Raw genomic sequence first — 18,308 nt, 5'->3', positions numbered from 1 at the left:
GCATCGCCACCCGCTGCGACAAGACACCCGACAGCTACCTCGCCGGCCTCCACCTCCGCGCCGCGATGATCTGGATCGACGACCTCCTACGAACGGCTCGTTGATCACAACCTCACACAGGCCCTAGGCGTACAGCAATCACCGGACCCGCCGGTACCTGCGGCGACGCGGCATCCACCACGTCATCCCCGAAAAGAGCGACCAGGCCGTGAACCGCGTACGCCGGGGCCGGGCAAGGGGTCGCCCACCCGGCTTCGACAAGGAGCGGTACAAGAAGCGCAACACCGTGGAACGGGCGATCAACAAGCTCAAGAACTACCGATCTGTGTCCACGAGGTACGACAAGCGCGCATACGTCTACCTGGGCACCGTCACCGTCGCAGCAGCCATCACCTGGCTCCGGACATGATCGGCGGGGCAGAACCTAGGCGGACCCCGTACGGCGGGAACCGGCGGCGCCCGGCCCCGGGGGGCGGGGTGCCGTCTACGGTGCGGGGGGCGTGGCCGCTGCGAGGAGTGCGTCGAGCAGTCCGGGGAAGCGGGTGTCGAGGTCGGTGCGGCGCAGGCTGACGAAGCGGTTGCGGCCGGCGACGCGGGTGGTGGTGACGCCGGCTTCGCGCAGGACCCGCATGTGGTGGGAGACGGTCGACTTGTGGAGGTGTTCCAGGCCCAGGCCGCGCGGGTCGCAGGAGTGTTCGCCGCCGTCGGCGTAGCTGAGCAGCAGGGTCATGCGGACGGGGTCGCCGAGGGCGTGCAGGACGGTGACGAGGTCGATGTCGGCGGTCGCGGGCTGGGGTAGCCGTTCGTCGTCGTTCACGGGGCGTGCTCCTCGGGGGCGGTCGCGGCGGCGGGTACAGGGGCGGGGGCGGGGCGGGCGGGCGGGGAATGAATGGTTTGACAATCATCCACCCATCCCCGAATGTTTGACGAGTGTCCAACTGTTGCATGGATGTCCAACAGTTTCGTCCGGCGGCACGCGCCGTCCGGCGACACGTCCCGTCCGACGATCCGTTCCTGCGCCCCGGGGGCCCCGCCGTGCCCGTACCTCTGCTCCTGCTCGCCCTCGGCACCTTCGCCGTGGGCACCGACTCGATGGTCGTCGCCGGCATCCTCGGCCCGGTCTCCGCCGACCTGGGGGTGTCGGTGCCGGCGGCCGGCCAGCTGGTCACCGTCTTCGCCCTCGGCTACGCGCTGCTGGCCCCGGTACTGGCCGCGTTCACCGCCCGCTGGCCGCGCCGGCGCCTGCTGCTGACCGCGCTGGCGGTGTTCACCGCGGCCAACGCGCTGTCCGCGCTCGCCCCCACCTACGGCCTGCTGCTGGCCACCCGCGTGCTGGCCGCGGCCGGCGCCGCCCTCTACACGCCCACCGCCAACGCGGTGGCCACCACCCTGGTCGCCCCCCAGCGGCGCGGGCGGGCGCTGGCCACCGTACTCGGCGGGATGACGGTGGCCACCGCGCTCGGCGTGCCGCTGGGCACCTGGGTGGGGCGCGCCGACTGGCGGCTGACGATGTGGCTGGTCACCGCCCTGGGCCTGGCCGCACTGGCGGGCCTGGCCGTGCTGCTGCGCGACCTGCCCGCCCCCGCCGCCGCCCCCGCCCTGCGCGCCCGCCTGGCGCCACTGGGCCGCGGCCGGGTCCTGGGCGCCGCGGCCACCACACTGGTGTTCTTCCTCGCCTTCCAGAGCGTCTACATCTACCTGGCCACCGCCGTGGAGGGCGCCACCGGCGCCGATGCCGGCCGGCTGAGCGTGATCCTGCTGACCTGCGGCGTGATGTCGGTGGCCGGCAGCTGGCTCGGCGGGCGCCTGGTGGACCGGATAGGGGTGCGGCGGGTACTGCTGGCCGGCTCCGCACTGGCCGCGGGCGCGTTCGCCGCACTGCCGTGGCTGGGACTCACCATGCCGGGCGCACTCGCCTACGCGACGGTGGTACCGCTGGCCGGATGGGCGGTGTCGGTGGCGCTGCCGCACCGGCTGGCGTCCATCGACCCGGGCAACGCGCCGCTGCTGATCTCGCTGAACAGCAGCGCCCTGTACCTGGGCACGGCGGCCGGCGGCGTCGCCGGATCGGCGGCGATCACACTGCTCGGCGAACGCTGGTTCCCCCTCGCCGCGGCCGCACTCGCCCTGACGGCGTGCGCGGTGGCCGCCGCGACCACCCGCGACGAACACCCGCCGCGAACCCGGGCGCCGCAGCCGGCCCAACCCGCCCGCACCTGAGCCGACGCCCGTACCCGAGCGGACGCCCGCCGCCAAGGAGGCGCCCCCAGCCGGGAAACGCCCGCGCCCCGGTCCGGCACGAAGCCGGACCGGGGCGCGGTGCCACGCGCCGGGGGCTCAGCCCCGCAGGACCTCCCCGACCAGGGCACGGGCCTCCTCCTGCACCCGGGCGAGGTGCTCATCGCCCAGGAAGGACTCGGCGTAGATCTTGTACACGTCCTCGGTGCCCGACGGGCGGGCGGCGAACCAGGCGTTGGCGGTACAGACCTTGATGCCGCCGATCCGGGCACCGTTGCCCGGCGCCTCGGCGAGGACGGCGGTGATCTCCTCCCCCGCGATCTCACCCGCCCCGACCCGCTGCGGCGACAGCCGGGCCAGACGCGCCTTCTGCTCACGGTCGGCCGGGGCGTCCACCCGCGCGTAGGAAGGGGCACCGTGACGCTCGGTCAGCTCGCGGTAGCGGACGCTGGGAGTGGCGCCGGTGACAGCGGTGATCTCGGCGGCCAGCAGGGCCAGCAGGATGCCGTCCTTGTCGGTCGTCCACACCCCGCCGTCACGGCGCAGGAACGACGCCCCCGCGCTCTCCTCACCGCCGAAACCGATCGAACCCTCCAGCAGGCCGTCGACGAACCACTTGAAACCCACCGGCACCTCCACCAGGACGCGCCCCAGGTCGGCCGCGACGCGGTCCAGCATCGAGGAGGAGACCAGCGTCTTGCCGACACCCGCGTCCCCGGGCCAGTCGCCACGGTGGCGGTAGAGGTAGTCGACGGCCACCGCCAGGTAGTGGTTCGGGTTCATCAGACCGGCGTCGGGAGTGACGATGCCGTGCCGGTCCGCGTCGGCGTCGTTGCCCGTGGCGATGGCGTACTCGTCCTTGCGGCCGATGAGGGAGGCCATCGCGGCGGGCGAGGAACAGTCCATACGGATCTTCCCGTCCCAGTCCAGCGTCATGAACCGCCACGTCGGATCGGTCACCGGATTGACGACGGTCACGTCCAGACCGTGCCTCTCGGCGATGCGCCCCCAGTAGGCCACCGACGCCCCGCCCAGCGGATCGGCCCCGATCCGCAGACCCGCCCCCCGCACCGCCTCCAGATCCAGGACCGAGGGCAGGTCCTCGACATAGGCGCCGAGGTAGTCGTGACGCCCCGTGGTGGCCGCGGCCAGCGCCCGCGCGTAGGGCACCTTCCTGACCCCGCGCATCCCCTCACGGATCAACTCGTTCGCACGGTCCTGAATCCAACCGGTGGCCTGCGAACCGGCCGGACCCCCACTGGGCGGGTTGTACTTGAAACCCCCGTCCCGCGGCGGATTGTGCGAAGGCGTCACCACGATGCCGTCCGCCAGCGCACGCGGACTACGCCGATTGTGCGCCAGAATCGCATGCGAAACCGCCGGAGTAGGCGTATAACCGTCCGCCGCGTCGATCAACACCTCCACACCGTTGGCCGCCAACACCTCCAACGCCGTCACCTTCGCCGGCTCCGACAGCGCATGGGTGTCCGCCCCCAGGAACACCGGACCCGCCACACCCTGCCCCGCCCGGTACTCACAGATCGCCTGCGTCGTCGCCGCGATGTGATCCTCGTTGAACGCCCCGTCCAACGACGAACCCCGGTGCCCCGAAGTCCCGAACGCCACCCGCTGCCCAGGCTCCTGCGGATCCGGACTCAGCGCGTAGTACGCCGTCACCAACCGCGCCACATCCACCAGATCACCCGACTGCGCCGGCTGCCCGGCCCGCACATGTGCCATCCGTCCACTCCCGCCGAAAATCGGAACCCGCGATACGTCCTCGCCCCGCACTCACCGATCGTAACCACAACACCACCGCATCCCGACGCCCCGGACGGGCACCGCGGACGGCGGGTGGGCGCGAGGCCTCAGGCGGGCAGCTGCTGGCGGTGGGCCGCCAGCGCGGGAGCGGTGGTGGTGGCGAGGAACTCCGTCACCCGGTACTCGGTCAACCCGGCCCGCACGAACGGGTCGGTCGCCACCAGCGCCTCCATCGCGGCCCGGTCCCCACCCACCGCGAGGATCACCCCGCCATCACGCGGCACCTTGCGCCCCGAAGCGAGGAAGGTACCAGCCGCGTAGTGCGCCTCCAGCCACTCGATGTGCCGCGGCAGCACAGCCTCGACCGACTCCAGGCCGGCGGTGTACGTGAGCTCCAGTACGAACATGCCACCCAGGCTAGACCCCCGACCACCAACCCGCCCCGAACACCCCCCACCCACCCCGACCCGCCCCGGCAGGCCCCCGGCAGGAAGCCCCCACGCGCCCCGACCGCGGATACGGGAGCACCCGGTGACCGAGCCGCCGCCCGTCGAGCAACCTGTTCGAGGCAGTACTCGCCGGCGGCGGCCAGGCCGCCGTCATCGTGCGCTCACGGGCCCCCGGGCCAGCCCGCCGGCCGGCACGTACCGTGCCTCCCATGCCCCATCAGCGGAAAGAACCCCGAACCCCGCAAACACGCAGCCCGCACCCCACACATCCGACAGCGGGCCCGCCCCCGCCATCCTCCGCCTCCCCCGGCCACGGGACCTGCCGTGCGGGTGTCGCGGCGGGCATGCCGCCCGGGTCGGGCATAGTAGCGTCGTGTGCGCGAAGTCACGCGCACGGCAAGGACTTTGACCGACGAACCGGACGGGGGCCGAGCATTGGGGAAGGGATGGTGGGTGTGGGACGGACACGCCCGGCGGCACGAATGATCGTGCACCCCGACATCGAGGACATCAGCATCCAACAAGTACTGGAGGCACTCACCGACCCGGCCCGCAGGACAGTAGTACGCACACTCGCACACTCCGGAACCCACCTCAGCTGCGGCTCCTTCGACCTCCCCGTCGGACGATCCACCGCCAGCCACCACTTCACCGTCCTACGCCAAGCAGGACTCCTCCACCAGTACTACAACGGCACCACCAAAATGAACGCCCTCCGCACCGAAGAACTGGAACGACGCTTCCCCGGCCTCCTCACAGCAGTCGTAGCCGCCACCGACACAGAAACCCGACAAGCCCACCGGACATGAACGGTGGTCAGCCGCCAACCGTCACGACCACCTCACCGCCCCGGACACCCGCCTCGACAGAACGGCGGACACCTGTCAGCGGACACGGCAGACCGGCTCCGGCGCGAGTTTCGTGAAAGCCACTGCTCCAGTGACGGCGTCAGGACAAGTCGGGTAGGAAGAGGTCCAGCGACGGGCCCCTCGACGGCGAGGACGCCGGTCTGATCGACGGCCTCGGGCTGGCCCTGCGGTACACCGCTACGCAGTGGCGGGACCATCCCGGTTTCCGGCCCGAGTGGGCCGCGCCCGCGGCCCGGCCCACCGAGCTGCTGGAGCACGACCACCGATGGGTGCCCCGGAGTCCGTGTCGCGGCCCGGCGCGCGCTCGTTCAGGTAGGAGAGCAGTGCGGCCTGCGCCTCGCTCAGGTCATAGGCGGCCACCAGGGTGTTCGCCGTGTCCGGCCGGTCCGGCTTCGAGGGCTGACGTCCACTCGGCCGCGGCCCGCCGCTCCGGTGCCTGCGGGAAGCCGTCGAGCCCCGCGGCACGGGGGCGTCGGCGGCGGCCGTTCCGGGGCGGGGCCGGTCCTGACCTCGGGTGCCGGGTGATTGGCAGGGCCGTTCGGGGTTAGACGGTGGCCGTGTGGAGATTCCTGTGGGTTGCCGGGTTGTGGTGCGGGGCGGTCGCGGCTGCGGCGGCTGCCGTGGTGGTGTCGCCGTGGTGGTGGGCCGTGGCCGGGTCCTCGGGGGCCGTGGCGGTGGTCGCGCTGGCGGACGTGTTGCAGACCCGGCACTCGGTGCTGCGCAACTACCCGGTCCTCGGGCACCTGCGGTTCGCGCTGGAGGGCATCCGGCCGGAGGTCCAGCAGTACTTCGTCGAACGCAACGTGGACGGACGCCCCTTCGACCGCGACACGCGCGGCATCGTCTACGCGCGGGCGAAGGGGAGCGACGCGGAGGAGCCGTTCGGTACGGAGCTGGACCTGTACGAGAGCGGGCGCGAGTTCCTGGTGCCGTCGATGGCCCCGGTCGCGGTGCCCGACCGGGCGCCGCGGGTGCGGGTGGGAGGGCCGCACTGCACCCAGCCGTACGAGATGGCGCTGCTGAACGTGTCCGCGATGAGTTTCGGCTCGCTGTCGGCCAACGCCGTGCTGGCGCTGAACACCGGTGCGGCACTGGGTGGTTTCGCCCACGACACCGGTGAGGGCGGCCTGTCCGAGTACCACCTGCGTCCCGGGGGCGACCTGGTGTGGGAGATCGGCACCGGCTACTTCGGCTGCCGTACCCCGGACGGGGGTTTCGACGCGGCCCGGTTCGCGGACAAGGCGGCGCACCCGCACGTCAAGTGCGTGTCGCTGAAGCTCAGCCAGGGCGCCAAGCCGGGCATCGGCGGGGTGCTGCCCGGCCCCAAGGTCAACGCCGAGATCGCGGCGGTCCGCGGCGTGCCGCAGGGGCGGACCGTCGTCTCGCCGCCCTACCACCGGGTCTTCTCCACCCCGCGCGAGCTGGTGCGCTTCGTCGCGCGGATGCGCGAGCTGGCGGGCGGCAAGCCGACCGGCTTCAAGCTGTGCGTCGGCTCGCGCCGCCAGTTCCTGGCGGTGTGCAAGGCCATGCTGGACGAGGGGGTGACCCCGGACTTCATCGTGGTGGACGGCGCGGAGGGCGGCACTGGCGCCGCTCCGCTGGAGTTCGCCGACCACGTCGGCATGCCGCTCACCGAGGGCCTGATGACGGTGCACGACGCCCTGGTGGGCACCGGTCTGCGGGACGTGGTCCGCATCGGTGCCAGCGGCAAGGTGGCCACCGGCAGCGATCTGGTGAAGCGGCTGATCCAGGGGGCCGACTACACCAACGCCGCCCGGGCCATGATGTTCGCCGTCGGCTGCATCCAGGCCCAGCGCTGCCACACCAACACCTGCCCCGTCGGCGTGGCCACCCAGGACCGCCGCCGGGCCCGTGCCCTGCACGTGGGGGACAAGTCCCAGCGGGTGCGGCGCTACCAGGAGGCGACCGTCAAGAGCGCCCTGCAGATCATGGCGGCGATGGGTGTCGACGAGCCGGCCCGTCTGGGCCCGCACCTGTTGCAGCGCCGGACCGACCCGCAGACCATCCGCTCCTACGCGGACCTCCACCCCCGGCTGGCCCCGGGCCAACTCCTGGACGAGGCGCCGCAGTCGTGGGCCCGGGACTGGCACGCGGCCGACCCCGACCGCTTCACCCTCTGAACACCCCCGAAAGGAGCCCTCCGTGGCACGTACCGTTGCCTCAGTGATCGTCGACGCCCTGCGCGAGCTGGGCGTGCGCCACGTCTTCGGCGTGGTCGGTGACGCGTTGAACCCGTTGACCGAGGCCGTCCGCACCACCGACGGCCTCGAGTGGGTCGGTTGCCGGCACGAGGAGGCGGCGGCGTTCGCGGCCGGTGCGCAGTCGCAGCTGTCCGGCACCCTGGGGGTGTGCATGGGCACCGTCGGCCCCGGCTCGGTGCACCTGCTCAACGGCCTGTACGACGCCGCCAAGAGCCGGACCCCGGTGCTGGCGATCGCCGGCCAGGTCCCGTCGGCCGAGATGGGCGGCGACTACTTCCAGGAGGTCGACAACGACCTGCTGTTCCGGGACGTCGCGGTCTTCCGCGCCACCGTGACCTCCCCGGACCAGCTGCCGCGGATGCTCGAGACGGCGGTCCGCACGGCGATCGGCGAGCAGGGCGTGGCGGTCCTCACCGTGCCCGGGGACCTCGGGGACCGGGAGCTGACGGAGGACCGGCCGGCGCGGTTCCCGCGCACCCGCCCGGTCACCCGCCCCGACGACGCGGGCCTGCGGGAGGCCGCCGACCTCCTCGCCGCGGCCGAGCGGGTGACCCTGCTGGTGGGGCGGGGTGCCCGGCACGCGCGCGCGGAGGTGCTGGAGCTGGCCGAGCGCCTGGGCGCGCCGATGGTCCTCACCCTCAAGGCCAAGGAGGGCTTCGAGGAGGACAACCCCTACCAGGTCGGCCAGACCGGGCTGATCGGCAATCCGGCCGCCGCCCACGCCCTGGACACCTGCGACGCCCTCGTGATGCTCGGCACGGACTTCCCGTACCGCGACTGGTACCCCGAGGGTTGCAAGGTCGTCCAGATCGACGTGCGGGAGCGCAACCTCGGCCGACGCACCCCGGTGGACGTGGGGCTGGTCGGCGACACCGCCGCCACCCTGCGCGCCCTCCTCCCCCACCTGCGGCCCACCGAGGACCGCTCGCACCTGGACGACGCCCGGCAGCGCTTCGAGGACTGGCGCACCTCTCAGCTGCACCTCGCCGACCCCCGCCACGACCACCGCCTGCTCGGCCGCCTGCGCAGCGCGCTGGACAACCGGGACCACGACGTCCGCCCGGAGGCCCTGGCCGCCGCGGTCGACGCCTGCGCGAGCGACGACGCGATCTTCACCTCCGACACCGGCATGGCCACCGTGTGGCTCTCCCGCTTCGTGACCATGCGCGGCAGCCGGCGCCTGCTGGGGTCGTACAACCTCGGCTCGATGGCCAACGCCATGCCGCAGGCCCTCGGCGCGCAGCTCTGGGCCCCCGACCGGCAGGTCGTGGCGTTCTGCGGCGACGGCGGTCTGAGCATGCTGCTCGGTGACCTGATGACGATCAGGACCCACCGGCTGCCGGTGAAGCTCGTGGTGTTCGACAACCGGCGCCTGGGCATGGTCAAGCTCGAACAGGAGCAGGCCGGGCTGCCGGAGTTCGGTACCGAGCTGGACAACCCGGACTTCGCCGCGGTCGCCACCGCGCTCGGCCTGACCGGAATCCGCGTCACCGGCCCCTCCGAGCTCGCGGACGGCGTGCGGCGGGCCTTCGAGACCCCGGGTCCGGTCGTGCTCGACGTCCTGACCAACCCCCGGGAACTGGCGGTGCCGGGCAAGCCCACCGTCCAGCAGGGCTGGGGGTTCGCGATCGCCAAGGTCAGGGAGACCCTCCGCAGCCACGAGGGCTGACGTCCCTCGGCGCCCCCTCGGCCGGGCGCGGGCCTGCGGGTTTGCCGCCCCTGCCGCCGGGCACACGCGCCCGGCATGGTCACGAGCGCCTGCGCCGCATCAGCGGGCACCACGAAGCGGGCGGCCCGCGGTGAGCGGCGGCGCCGCGTCACGAGCCCCGCACCCGGCGAGCCGGGGGCGGGGCGGGGCGGGTCGAAGCGGCGGGCGGCGGGCGGCGGGCGGTCTCGCACCCGGGGCGCGGGCCGGCCTGCGGGCCCGGGACGCCCTCGCGCCGGTGCTCCGGACCACCGTGCGGAAGGAGGCGGGCACCGTGAAGCCTGCGAACCTGGCGTTCAAGGCGTTCGGCCTGGTACCGGGGCCGTGGAGCGGCGTGGCGGCCGGGTGGGCCCTTCGACGGCTGCGGCACCGTCGCGGCCGCCCTGAGCCGGGCCGGCACGTTTCCGGCCACAAGCGCGCCTGGCGCCGCCGCCTGGCCGTGGCCGCCGTCCAGGCGGCGGCGTTCGCGCTGCTGAGGGCGGCGGTGCGCGGCCGGTCGGCAGGGGCGCCCCGGGTGCCGGGTAGGGGCCGCCGGCCGCCCGGCGAGTGAGAACCGGGGCGGCAGCCGGCGGCGGGGCCCAGGAGCAGCGGTCCACGGCTCGCACGCCCCGTCCGGGGGGGCACGCTGCGCCGCCGACCCGGGTCCGAGCCCGCGCGGGAGGAAGCCCGGAGCGGCCCCGGCGGGCGCGGCTCCGGAACTCCCGGTGACGGCGCGTAGCGCAACGGCCCGTCGGTCAGGCTCGGCCCGGCTCAGTCCGGCGGCTCGGGGGCGCGGGGCTCGCCCGGTCCCGGTGCGGCCGGTTCGGGGTTCGGCGGGGCCGGAGCGCGCGGCTGCGGTTCCGGGGGCGGTACGGGGGCGCCGGGCGGGGGCGGCGGATCCGGCACCAGCGGGGGGCGGGCGGGGCCGCCGGGGTCGGGAGGAGGTGCGGCCTCGGGGGGCCGGGTCTGCTCGGTCACCGCGGATTGCTCCATTCGTCGTCGGGCCGGGCCCTGGATGTGCCGGCCGCTCTCCGCGTCCGCCTGCCCCTGGTCTGCGGATTCATGCGTCAGCGGGCGGTGCGGGCGCCCGGCGTCCGCGCGCGCCGGGTGAGCCACGCCGCTCGCCCGCCCCTCCCTCGAGCCGCCCGCCCCGTCCGCCCCGCCACCGACGAAAAGTGCGGGTTGCGGGGGAATGTTCCGCCGCGACGGGGGAAACCGGCAGCCGTACCAGGAAGAGGAATTCCGTTCGACGAGGAGGCAGTTGTGACCAGTGGACTGTGGGATTACGGCAACGCCGAGGGTTACGCCCCGGGCACCGACCTGACGGGTTACCGGGTCGAGGCCGAGGACGGTCACATCGGCAAGGTCGACCGGCACACCGAGGACGTGGACTCCGCGCACATCGTGGTCGACACCGGTCCGTGGATCTTCGGCCGTGAAGTACTGCTGCCCGCCGGCACCATCCGGCGCGTGGACACCGCCGAGCGGACGGTGTGGGTGAACCGGACGAAGGACGAGGTGAAGAACTCGCCCGAGTTCCACAAGGACCGGCACACCGCGGACCCGGACTACCACCAGGCGATCGGCGGGTACTACGGCGGAGCCTTCTGACCACCCTCACCGGCGCACGCCGCAGGGCCCGACCCGGTGGTCGGCGCCCTGCGGCCCACCCGGCCGAGTGGCGGGAAGGCCCGTGCGCCTGACCGGTCGCCGGCCGACGGACCGTGAGGTACGTCGCATGCGGTCACCGGCTGCGGGCAGGCGCTGGACGCACGCGCCCGGAGGTTCTCGAAGGCATCCGAAGGTGGAGGGAGGTCCGCATGGCCAGGATCCACGGAGTGGGGTGGGCCCGACGCCTTCCGCTCGGCGCGGGAGTACGGGCCGGCCGGGAATGGGCGCGGACGCATCTGGAGGCCCTGGGCTGGAACCGGGACGCGCCGGCGGTCGCGGACGCGGTGGTGCTGGCCGTTTCCGAACTGACCACCAACGCCCACGTCCACGCCGGGAGCGACGCGGAGCTGGTGCTGACGTGGGACGGGCGCTGTCTGCACCTGAGCGTCCACGACCACAGCCCTCGGCTCCCCCGTCCGCGATCGGCCTCCCCCGACGCCGTCGGCGGGCGGGGCCTGGCGCTGGTCGACGCGCTCGCCGACCACTGGCACACCCGCCGGCAGAAGAACGGCAAGACGGTCACCGCCTGTTTCCACCCGCCGGGCGTGGGGCCGTCCCACTGAGCGGTCCGGCCCGGTGGCGGCCGGCCCGGCTCAGCCGCCGCAGCACCCTGCTGTCGTGCCGCCTGTACGGAAGTGCCGCGGGAGACCGTCGCAGGGACCCCGAGCTCTGCCCTGACGTACCTTCCGCCACGCCGTGGCCGTCGGGTTGAGTGGGACGTTGCCGACGATCCCAGAAGGAGCGGAGCCCGATGCGCAAGCGGGAGAACGAGGAAGCCACCGGGGCCAAGGCCGGCCGGGAGGCGAGGCACGCGCCCGCCCAGGCCGGGCACCCACGGTCACAACTGCTCGCCCTCCAGGGCACCGTGGGCAACGCGGCGGTCGTCCAGATGCTCCGCCGGGCCGGCCGCGGCCTGGACGGGGAGGAGCACCGGCACGGTGACGGCTGCGGTCACGAGGGCTCCGATGGCCCCGCCGTCCAGCGTGCCGCGGCCCCGGCCGTCCAGCGCTCCTCCGTCCACGATGTCCTGCGCGGCCCCGGCCGGCCCCTGGACCAGGCCACCCGTACGGACATGGAGTCCCGCCTCGGCGCGGACTTCTCCGACGTACGCATCCACACCGGCGGCGCCGCGAAGGCCTCCGCCGCCGAGGTCGGCGCGCGTGCCTACACCTCCGGCAACCACGTCGTCATCGGTGAGGGCGGGGGCGACGCGCACACCCTCGCCCACGAGCTCACCCATGTCATCCAGCAGCGCCGGGGACCGGTCAGCGGTACCGACAACGGCGACGGGCTGAAGGTCTCCGACCCCGCCGACCGCTTCGAACGCGAGGCCGAGGCCAACGCCCGCGCGGTGATGAGCCGTCCGGCCCCCCAGGCCTCCTCCGACGTGCAGCGTTCGGCCGGCCACGGGACCGGGACGGCCGTTGCGGCGGAGGCACCCGTACAGCGCACCCTCGCGGCGGGCCTCCCGAAGGGGACCCAGGTCGTCAAGCACACGGACGAGGAGGACGTCACGGGGCACACGATCCTCGGTTTCAGCTTCGGGTCCTACCTGATCTCCGCGGACGAGGACGGCAAGAAGCCCCGGGCGTCCCTCAAGGACAAGTCGTGGGGGACGGTCGAGGACCGGGTGGCCTCCCGCGCGGAGTACGACGCGGCTCGCGCCCTGGAGTTGGACCCGACGGTCCTCGCGGCCAAGCAGAAGCAGAAGGACCTCGACCTCGGCGAGAACTACCTCAGCGCCGACTACCGCCGGATCAACCCGCTCCTCGCGGCCCTCGGGCAGGTCGGCTTCACCCCCGGCGAGATCGCCGCCCCCGGCTTCTCCTACAAGTCAAGGGAGAGCGAGGTGCTCGACACGTGGCGCAGTGTCGCCATGGCGCGGGGCTACGCGGACGAGCAGACCACGGAGTCGTGGGACGAGAAGCACCTCGCGGACACCTTCGACATCTTCGCCCGGATCAACGGCGTGTGGGACGACTTCACGACGCCCCGCGCGAACGACGAAGGCAACGTGGTGCGAGGCGACAGCAAGCACGTGTACGACTCGTTCGGCGGCATCCTCAAGCAGCAGGAGAGCCACCCGGACGGCGGCTACGTCTCGGTCGACCAGACGATCGAGTGGCCGGCGATCCTGTCGACCACGTACGGCGATCCGTTGACCCACACGTACGTGGCCGGCAAGGAGATCGTCTGGGAGTTCAGCCTCCCGGAGAACCACCGGGGAAGGGCGCTCGGCCGGAACAACCAGTCCGAGGAGGAGATGACCTTCCCCATCGGCACGAAGATCCACATCAGCCGGATCCTCGTGCGCAGCGGCGATTTCCGGCAGGAGCGGTCGGCGCAGTACGGCGAGAGCGCGGCCGTGATCGTCTTCGCCGACATCGTGGCGGGACAGGGGGCGAATTGAGGGGGCCAGGACCCGCCGCCAAAGCCCATCACATGCTGAACTCACAGAAATTGACCCCGACTCAGCGACCACCGACGCCCGCCCGGAATCCGCCGGCGCTCCCGAGCCGGGGGCGACCAGGGGCCGGCCGGGGCGGGGGCGTAGGCTTGCCGTCCGTGATCGACAGTGGGGACCTGGACCAGGGGTGGGACGGCACGCGCCGGTGGGTCGAGGGACACCTCGCGCCCGGCGAGCGCATCAGCGCGGTCAGCGCGCTCAAAGGCGGATGGACCTCGCGCATGCGCCGCCTGGAGGTGACCCGCCCCGACGGCGCGCACCCCTACGCACTCGTGCTGCGCTCCTTCGTCAAACCCTTCTACCGCCGCCACGCCCCCCAACTGCTGGCCCGCGAAGCCGCCGTGCTGCGCCGGCTGGAGGACAGCGCCGTCCCGGCCGCGCGACTCGTCGCCGTGGACGCCCACGGGGCGGTGTGCGAGCACCCGTCGCTGCTGATGACCCACCTGCCCGGCAGCGTACGCGTGGACCACGACGACGACACCGCCGCCCGCGCCGACCTGCTGGCCGCGCAACTGGCCGCCGTCCACGCCCTGCACGTCGACGACACCCACCGGCCACGCACCTGGCAGCCGTGGACCACCCCCGAACGCGTCACCCCACCCGAGAACACCACCCGCCCCGAACTGTGGAAACGGGCCGTCAACGCGATCGACACCCCCGCGCCCCCGCACCAGGCGTGCTTCCTGCACCGCGACTTCCACCCTGGCAACGTCCTGTTCACCGGCACCGGCACCACCCTCACCCTCACCGGAGTCGTCGACTGGGTCGAAACCTCCTGGGGCCCGGCCGACCTCGACGTCGCCCACTGCGCCACCACCCTGGCCCTCCTGCACGGACCCCAAGCCGGACTGGCCTTCCCCGACCACTACACCGCCAACGGCGGCCGCCCCCTCGCCCAAGGCCGCGACCACCTGTACTGGCGACTGCTCGACACCCTCGCCTTCGCCCCCGACGCCGAAAAAGTCGCCACCCCCTGGCGCGAACTCGGCCGTACCGACCTCACACCCACCCTCCTGACCCAACGCCTCGAAAACTACCTACAGGCCCTCCTCGACCACTACTCCTGACCCGACCCGGCCTGTGGGCGGCAGCGTCATACACACCGGTCCCTACCGGGCAGCAGTCCCTCCCAGCCTCCCCGCCCGAACCGAAACCGATCACGCGGGGCCCGGCCGCTGATCGGCTGGTCAGCACCCCGCCACCGTTGGGCGCGCCAGCCGCGAGGTCCACCACCGACCACACCGAAACGCCGACGACGGTGAACAGTGGGCGGCCGGGAGCCGTGCGGATCCGGCGCGGCGCGGAAATCCGGTACCCCGCGCCGGGCACCTCGGGCAGGATGCGCCCATGGACGATACGGCGGGACTGACAGGGCGGGTGACGGCCGCCGCGCGAACAGCGCAGGCCTCGCAGGCCGACGACGACTGGCACGCCTACTGGGCGCTGGCCCGGCAGGCGGTCACGGGGGACGGCGGACAGGTCGCGTGGCACCACGGTACGCGGTTGCTGCAATCACCCGACGCCCTGGAACGGATGGTGGGCTGCGACCTACTGGGATGCGTCGCCGACGAACACGAGCACCTGCGCGCCGGGGCGGCCACCGCCCTGACAGCGCTCGCCGAGGCCGAGACGGCGCTCAGCGTGTTGTCCTCCCTGGTCTGCGCCCTGGGCCGCACGCACGACACGCGCGCCGTTGCCGTACTGGTCGCCCTCTCCCGCCACGAGGACGCCGCACTGCGGTGCGACGTCGCCTCGCAGTTCGCCTCCGTCCACGGCGCACTGCCCGACGGACCCGATGTCCGGGCACTGATCCGCCTCACCCGCGACCAGGACCCCGAAACCCGCAACTGGGCGGCCTTCACGCTGGGATCCCAACTGGACCACGACACCGCCGCCATCCGGGACGCGCTGTGGAGGTGCACCACCGACGAGTACGACGAGGTCCGCGAAGAAGGCGCACGAGGCCTGGCCAGACGGCACGACCCACGGGCCGTCCCCCTGATCGCGCAGCTGCTGGGCACCGACAACTGGTCCCACAGCGCCACCCTGGACGCGGCGGCGATCCTGGGCGTCCCCGAACTCCTGCCCGCCCTGGCCGCCTGCCACCTCGACCCGCCCGAGACCGACCGGGCCCTCGCGGCCTGCGACCCGGTACGGCGGGCCCGGATCCAGGACGACGCCTGGAAGATCGTCCTGGAACTGCAACGGCGGCACCCGGACATCGACGCGGCGCTCAGCTCACCGCGCTACGAATCGGTGCACGCGATGGAGATGACAGTGACCCACCGACAGGCCCCCGACGCCCGCTACCACGCGGCCGCCCTGCTCGCCCGCGCCGACGGCGACCCCGGACGGGCGGCCGACCTCGTGGCCGCCGACCTCGCCGCGGCCGACCTCGCGCGGGCCGACCGCACCGGCCCCGCCGGGAGTACACCGACGACCTGACGGCCTGCCCGGAACACGCGCCGGCGAGGACGTCAGCGGGAACCCGACCGCCACTCGCACGCCCCGCCCCGCCCCGCCCCGCCCCGCCGCACTCTGACCCCGCCGGGTCACGGGCCCCGGGTACGGGGCCTCGCGCGGACGGGAGGTCAGTGGTACTGGGCGATCTGGATGAGGTTGCCGCAGGTGTCGTCCAGGACCGCGGTGGTGACCGGTCCGAGGGCGAGGGGGGCCTGGGTGAAGCGCACACCCAGGGCGCGCAGGCGCTCGTACTCGCCGTGCACGTCGTCCACGGCGAAGGAGGTGGCGGGGATGCCGTCGGCGGCGAGGGCGGCGACGTAGGCCTTGGCGGCGGGGTGCTGGTCGGGTTCCAGGACCAGTTCGGTGCCGTCGGGCTGTTCGGGTGAGACGACGGTGAGCCAGCTGTGCCCGCCGAGCGGGACCTCGGTCTTCTTCACGAATCCCAGCACGTCGGTGTAGAAACGCAGGGCCTTGTCCTGGTCGTCGACGAAGACACTGGCCAGGTTGATCCTCACAGGGCGTCCTCGGGTGGTTCGGGCCTGAGCCAGCGGGTGGCGATGCGCTCAAGCGGTTCGGTGTTCAGGTCGTGGAACTTGTAGCGGCCCTCGCGGCGCACCCGCACCAGGCCGGCCGCCTCCAGCACCGCCAGGTGCTGGCTGACGGCCTGCCGCGACAGGCCCAGCGCGTGCCGGGTGGTCAGCCGCACGCAGATCTCGAACAGCGACTGGCCGCCACGCTGGGCCAGCTCGTCGAGGATCAGGCGGCGGGTTGGGTCCGCCAGCGCCTTCCACACTCCATCGTCGGTCACCACTCCACCATAGGCAAGCCGAGACTTGCCTATCAAACGAGGCGGACGGCGCGCACCCACCGTGCCACGCGAACCCCGGCCCGCCCGGCGCAAGGAGAGCCGTCATGCCCGCAGTCCGGATCCGACCGACCCCGGGGACGGATCCGGCCGGGCCCGGGGCAGGGCGTCAGGGCGGCGCGTCCCGCAGGGTGACGACGCGGTCGGGCCGCCCGAGGGCCGTCGAGCGGATCCCGTACCCGGCGCCCGGCGCGCCGTCGGCCGGCCCGCCGGCAGCCCGCAGGCGCTCGCGCCGCTCCGGCGGGGCGAGGGCCTCACGGTACGCGTCGCACCAGCCGTCGCCGTCGCCGACGAACAGGCACCGGTACGCGTAGCGCCGGCCCTCGTGGTACCACTCGTGACGCACCACGGGCATCCGCAGGACGCGCTCGAACCAGTCGGCCGTCAGCGCCGCCAGCACCTCGGGGGTGCCGGTGGCGTCCAGCGCCAGGGCGCTCGGCGGCTGTACCGGCCAGTAGAAGTTCTGGTGGGCGAGCCGGTCCCCGCGCACCGTGGCCCCGCTGAAGTGCACACCGACGCGCAGCGGCCACCCGAGCACGCCGTCCCCGACCCCGGCGCACACCACCAGCGAGGAGTCGTCCTCGGGCCGCCCCACCCAGCTGACGGCCGGCGTGACCCGCCACTCCCGGGCACGCCCGCGCAGCACCGTCACGAAGGCCCGTTCGGCCCCGTCCAGCTCGGACTCGGTCTCCGGATCGTCACTCACGAACCACCACTGCGCCGACACGCGGCCACTGTACGACCCGCACCGGGACGCCCGGCCGGGCACCTACCTTCGCGCTGCCGCCCGCTGACGCGCCGACGCAGGAGCCGCGCGCCCGCGCGCAGGTCCTGCGACGAAGGCGTGCGCCGGCCGGGCCGGAGCGGTCCCGGTCAGCCCGTGGCGGGGGTGCGCACGACGGCGTCCAGGGCCGGGGCGATGACGGCGAAGCAGTCCCGCGTCAGCACCGCGACGTCCACCGAACCACCCGCGCCGCCGTCCGTACCGCCGGTGCCGTCCGCCCCGGCGGTGCTCCAGCGCTGGAGCACCGTGTGGAAGGCCGCCAGCGCCATGTCCGCGGCCAGCCGCGGGTACAGCTCGCGCCCGGCGTCCAGGCCCAGGCGCGCGGCGAGTTCCGCGGCGAGCTCGTCGCGCCACTGCGCCTGGCGCTCCAGGAAGCGGGCGAGCAGCGCGGGGGTGGACAGGACCAGCCGCACCACCTTGCGGGCGCGCTCCTCGTGTCCGGCGCAGTCCTCCACGCAGCGCCACACCGCCTGCCGCAGCGCCACCGAGGGCGCCTCGTCGGCCGGCCGGCGGGCCAGTTCCTCGCGCATGGCGGCACCGAGCGCGGCCAGGAACTGGACGACCACGTCCTCCTTGGACGCGAAGTAGCGGAAGAACGTCCGCTTGGACACGCCCGCGGCGGTGGCGATCTCGTCGACCGTCACGGCGTCGAACCCGCCGTCCGCCAGCAGGTCCAGGGCCGCCTGGGTCAGTTCGTCGGCCACGAGCTGGCGCTTGCGCTGGGCCAGCGTGGCCGCGGGTCGGGAGGTCACCGCCCCATACTAGCCCCCAACGCCGCGCACGACACCAAACGTCATTCTTGACACTTGGTGACAGGCGGGGCACCGTGAGCCGT

The 18,308-nt window shown here is 73.5% G+C and carries 16 protein-coding genes and 1 pseudogene; 10 read left to right on the top strand and 7 right to left on the bottom strand.

What is annotated here, in order from left to right; all coding sequences use genetic code 11:
• Window positions 1-127 precede the first annotated feature (127 nt).
• Window positions 128-409, top strand: a pseudogene (locus tag ACZ7RU_RS16105) (transposase); the annotation flags it as partial.
• 75 nt (window positions 410-484) lie between these two features.
• On the opposite strand, the gene ACZ7RU_RS16100 reads toward ACZ7RU_RS16105, so the two are convergent.
• A complete protein-coding gene (locus ACZ7RU_RS16100) occupies window positions 485-817 on the bottom strand; it encodes an ArsR/SmtB family transcription factor (RefSeq protein ID WP_470341560.1) in 333 nt (110 codons plus the stop codon).
• A gap of 218 nt (window positions 818-1,035) precedes the next feature.
• Here ACZ7RU_RS16100 and ACZ7RU_RS16095 point away from each other — a divergent pair, with 218 nt between their 5' ends.
• Window positions 1,036-2,220: an MFS transporter gene (locus tag ACZ7RU_RS16095; RefSeq protein WP_470341559.1), complete on the top strand. Its 1,185-nt coding sequence runs from the start codon at window positions 1,036-1,038 to the stop codon at window positions 2,218-2,220.
• A 117-nt stretch (window positions 2,221-2,337) separates the two neighbouring features.
• On the opposite strand, the gene pgm is transcribed toward ACZ7RU_RS16095, so the two are convergent.
• On the bottom strand, window positions 2,338-3,978 hold the full coding sequence (pgm, locus tag ACZ7RU_RS16090) for a phosphoglucomutase (alpha-D-glucose-1,6-bisphosphate-dependent) (protein WP_470341558.1): 1,641 nt from the start codon (window positions 3,976-3,978) through the stop codon (window positions 2,338-2,340).
• A gap of 128 nt (window positions 3,979-4,106) precedes the next feature.
• Window positions 4,107-4,406, bottom strand: coding sequence for a YciI family protein (locus tag ACZ7RU_RS16085; protein ID WP_470341557.1), 300 nt, complete (start codon window positions 4,404-4,406; stop codon window positions 4,107-4,109).
• A gap of 1,468 nt (window positions 4,407-5,874) precedes the next feature.
• On the opposite strand from ACZ7RU_RS16085, the gene ACZ7RU_RS16080 reads away from it, so the two are divergent.
• The 8 genes from ACZ7RU_RS16080 (at window position 5,875) to ACZ7RU_RS16045 (ending at window position 15,806) form a co-directional block, all read left to right on the top strand.
• Window positions 5,875-7,458: an FMN-binding glutamate synthase family protein gene (locus tag ACZ7RU_RS16080; protein ID WP_470341556.1), complete on the top strand. Its 1,584-nt coding sequence runs from the start codon at window positions 5,875-5,877 to the stop codon at window positions 7,456-7,458.
• A gap of 22 nt (window positions 7,459-7,480) precedes the next feature.
• On the top strand, window positions 7,481-9,208 hold the full coding sequence (locus tag ACZ7RU_RS16075) for a thiamine pyrophosphate-dependent enzyme (RefSeq protein WP_470341555.1): 1,728 nt from the start codon (window positions 7,481-7,483) through the stop codon (window positions 9,206-9,208).
• Window positions 9,209-9,518: 310 nt separating this feature from the next.
• A complete protein-coding gene (locus ACZ7RU_RS16070; RefSeq protein ID WP_470341554.1) occupies window positions 9,519-9,794 on the top strand; it encodes a hypothetical protein in 276 nt (91 codons plus the stop codon).
• A gap of 692 nt (window positions 9,795-10,486) precedes the next feature.
• Window positions 10,487-10,834, top strand: a complete 348-nt coding sequence (locus tag ACZ7RU_RS16065; protein ID WP_470341553.1) for a PRC-barrel domain containing protein — start codon at window positions 10,487-10,489, stop codon at window positions 10,832-10,834.
• 209 nt (window positions 10,835-11,043) lie between these two features.
• Window positions 11,044-11,457: an ATP-binding protein gene (locus tag ACZ7RU_RS16060; protein WP_470341552.1), complete on the top strand. Its 414-nt coding sequence runs from the start codon at window positions 11,044-11,046 to the stop codon at window positions 11,455-11,457.
• Between the two features lie 188 nt (window positions 11,458-11,645).
• Entirely contained in the window at window positions 11,646-13,304 is a 1,659-nt protein-coding gene (locus ACZ7RU_RS16055) for an eCIS core domain-containing protein (protein WP_470341551.1), read from the top strand.
• Window positions 13,305-13,459: 155 nt separating this feature from the next.
• Entirely contained in the window at window positions 13,460-14,428 is a 969-nt protein-coding gene (locus ACZ7RU_RS16050; RefSeq protein ID WP_470341550.1) for a phosphotransferase family protein, read from the top strand.
• Between the two features lie 280 nt (window positions 14,429-14,708).
• Entirely contained in the window at window positions 14,709-15,806 is a 1,098-nt protein-coding gene (locus ACZ7RU_RS16045) for a HEAT repeat domain-containing protein (RefSeq protein ID WP_470341549.1), read from the top strand.
• Window positions 15,807-15,952: 146 nt separating this feature from the next.
• Here the strand turns inward: ACZ7RU_RS16045 and ACZ7RU_RS16040 are convergent, their stop codons facing one another.
• From ACZ7RU_RS16040 to ACZ7RU_RS16025, 4 genes are all read right to left on the bottom strand, one after another.
• Window positions 15,953-16,339, bottom strand: coding sequence for a VOC family protein (locus ACZ7RU_RS16040; RefSeq protein ID WP_470341548.1), 387 nt, complete (start codon window positions 16,337-16,339; stop codon window positions 15,953-15,955).
• Complete coding sequence (locus ACZ7RU_RS16035; protein ID WP_470341547.1) at window positions 16,336-16,632, bottom strand: ArsR/SmtB family transcription factor; 297 nt, start codon at window positions 16,630-16,632, stop codon at window positions 16,336-16,338. The genes ACZ7RU_RS16040 and ACZ7RU_RS16035 overlap by 4 nt, the downstream gene beginning before the upstream one ends.
• 166 nt (window positions 16,633-16,798) lie before the next feature.
• On the bottom strand, window positions 16,799-17,416 hold the full coding sequence (locus tag ACZ7RU_RS16030) for a hypothetical protein (RefSeq protein WP_470341546.1): 618 nt from the start codon (window positions 17,414-17,416) through the stop codon (window positions 16,799-16,801).
• A gap of 146 nt (window positions 17,417-17,562) precedes the next feature.
• Entirely contained in the window at window positions 17,563-18,225 is a 663-nt protein-coding gene (locus ACZ7RU_RS16025; protein ID WP_470341545.1) for a TetR family transcriptional regulator, read from the bottom strand.
• Between the last annotated feature and the right edge of the window lie 83 nt (window positions 18,226-18,308).

Source organism: Kitasatospora sp. NPDC114501, from assembly GCF_055633695.1.
The sequence above is the reverse complement of the archived record's forward strand: the minus strand, read 5'-3'. Positions and strand labels throughout refer to the sequence as shown.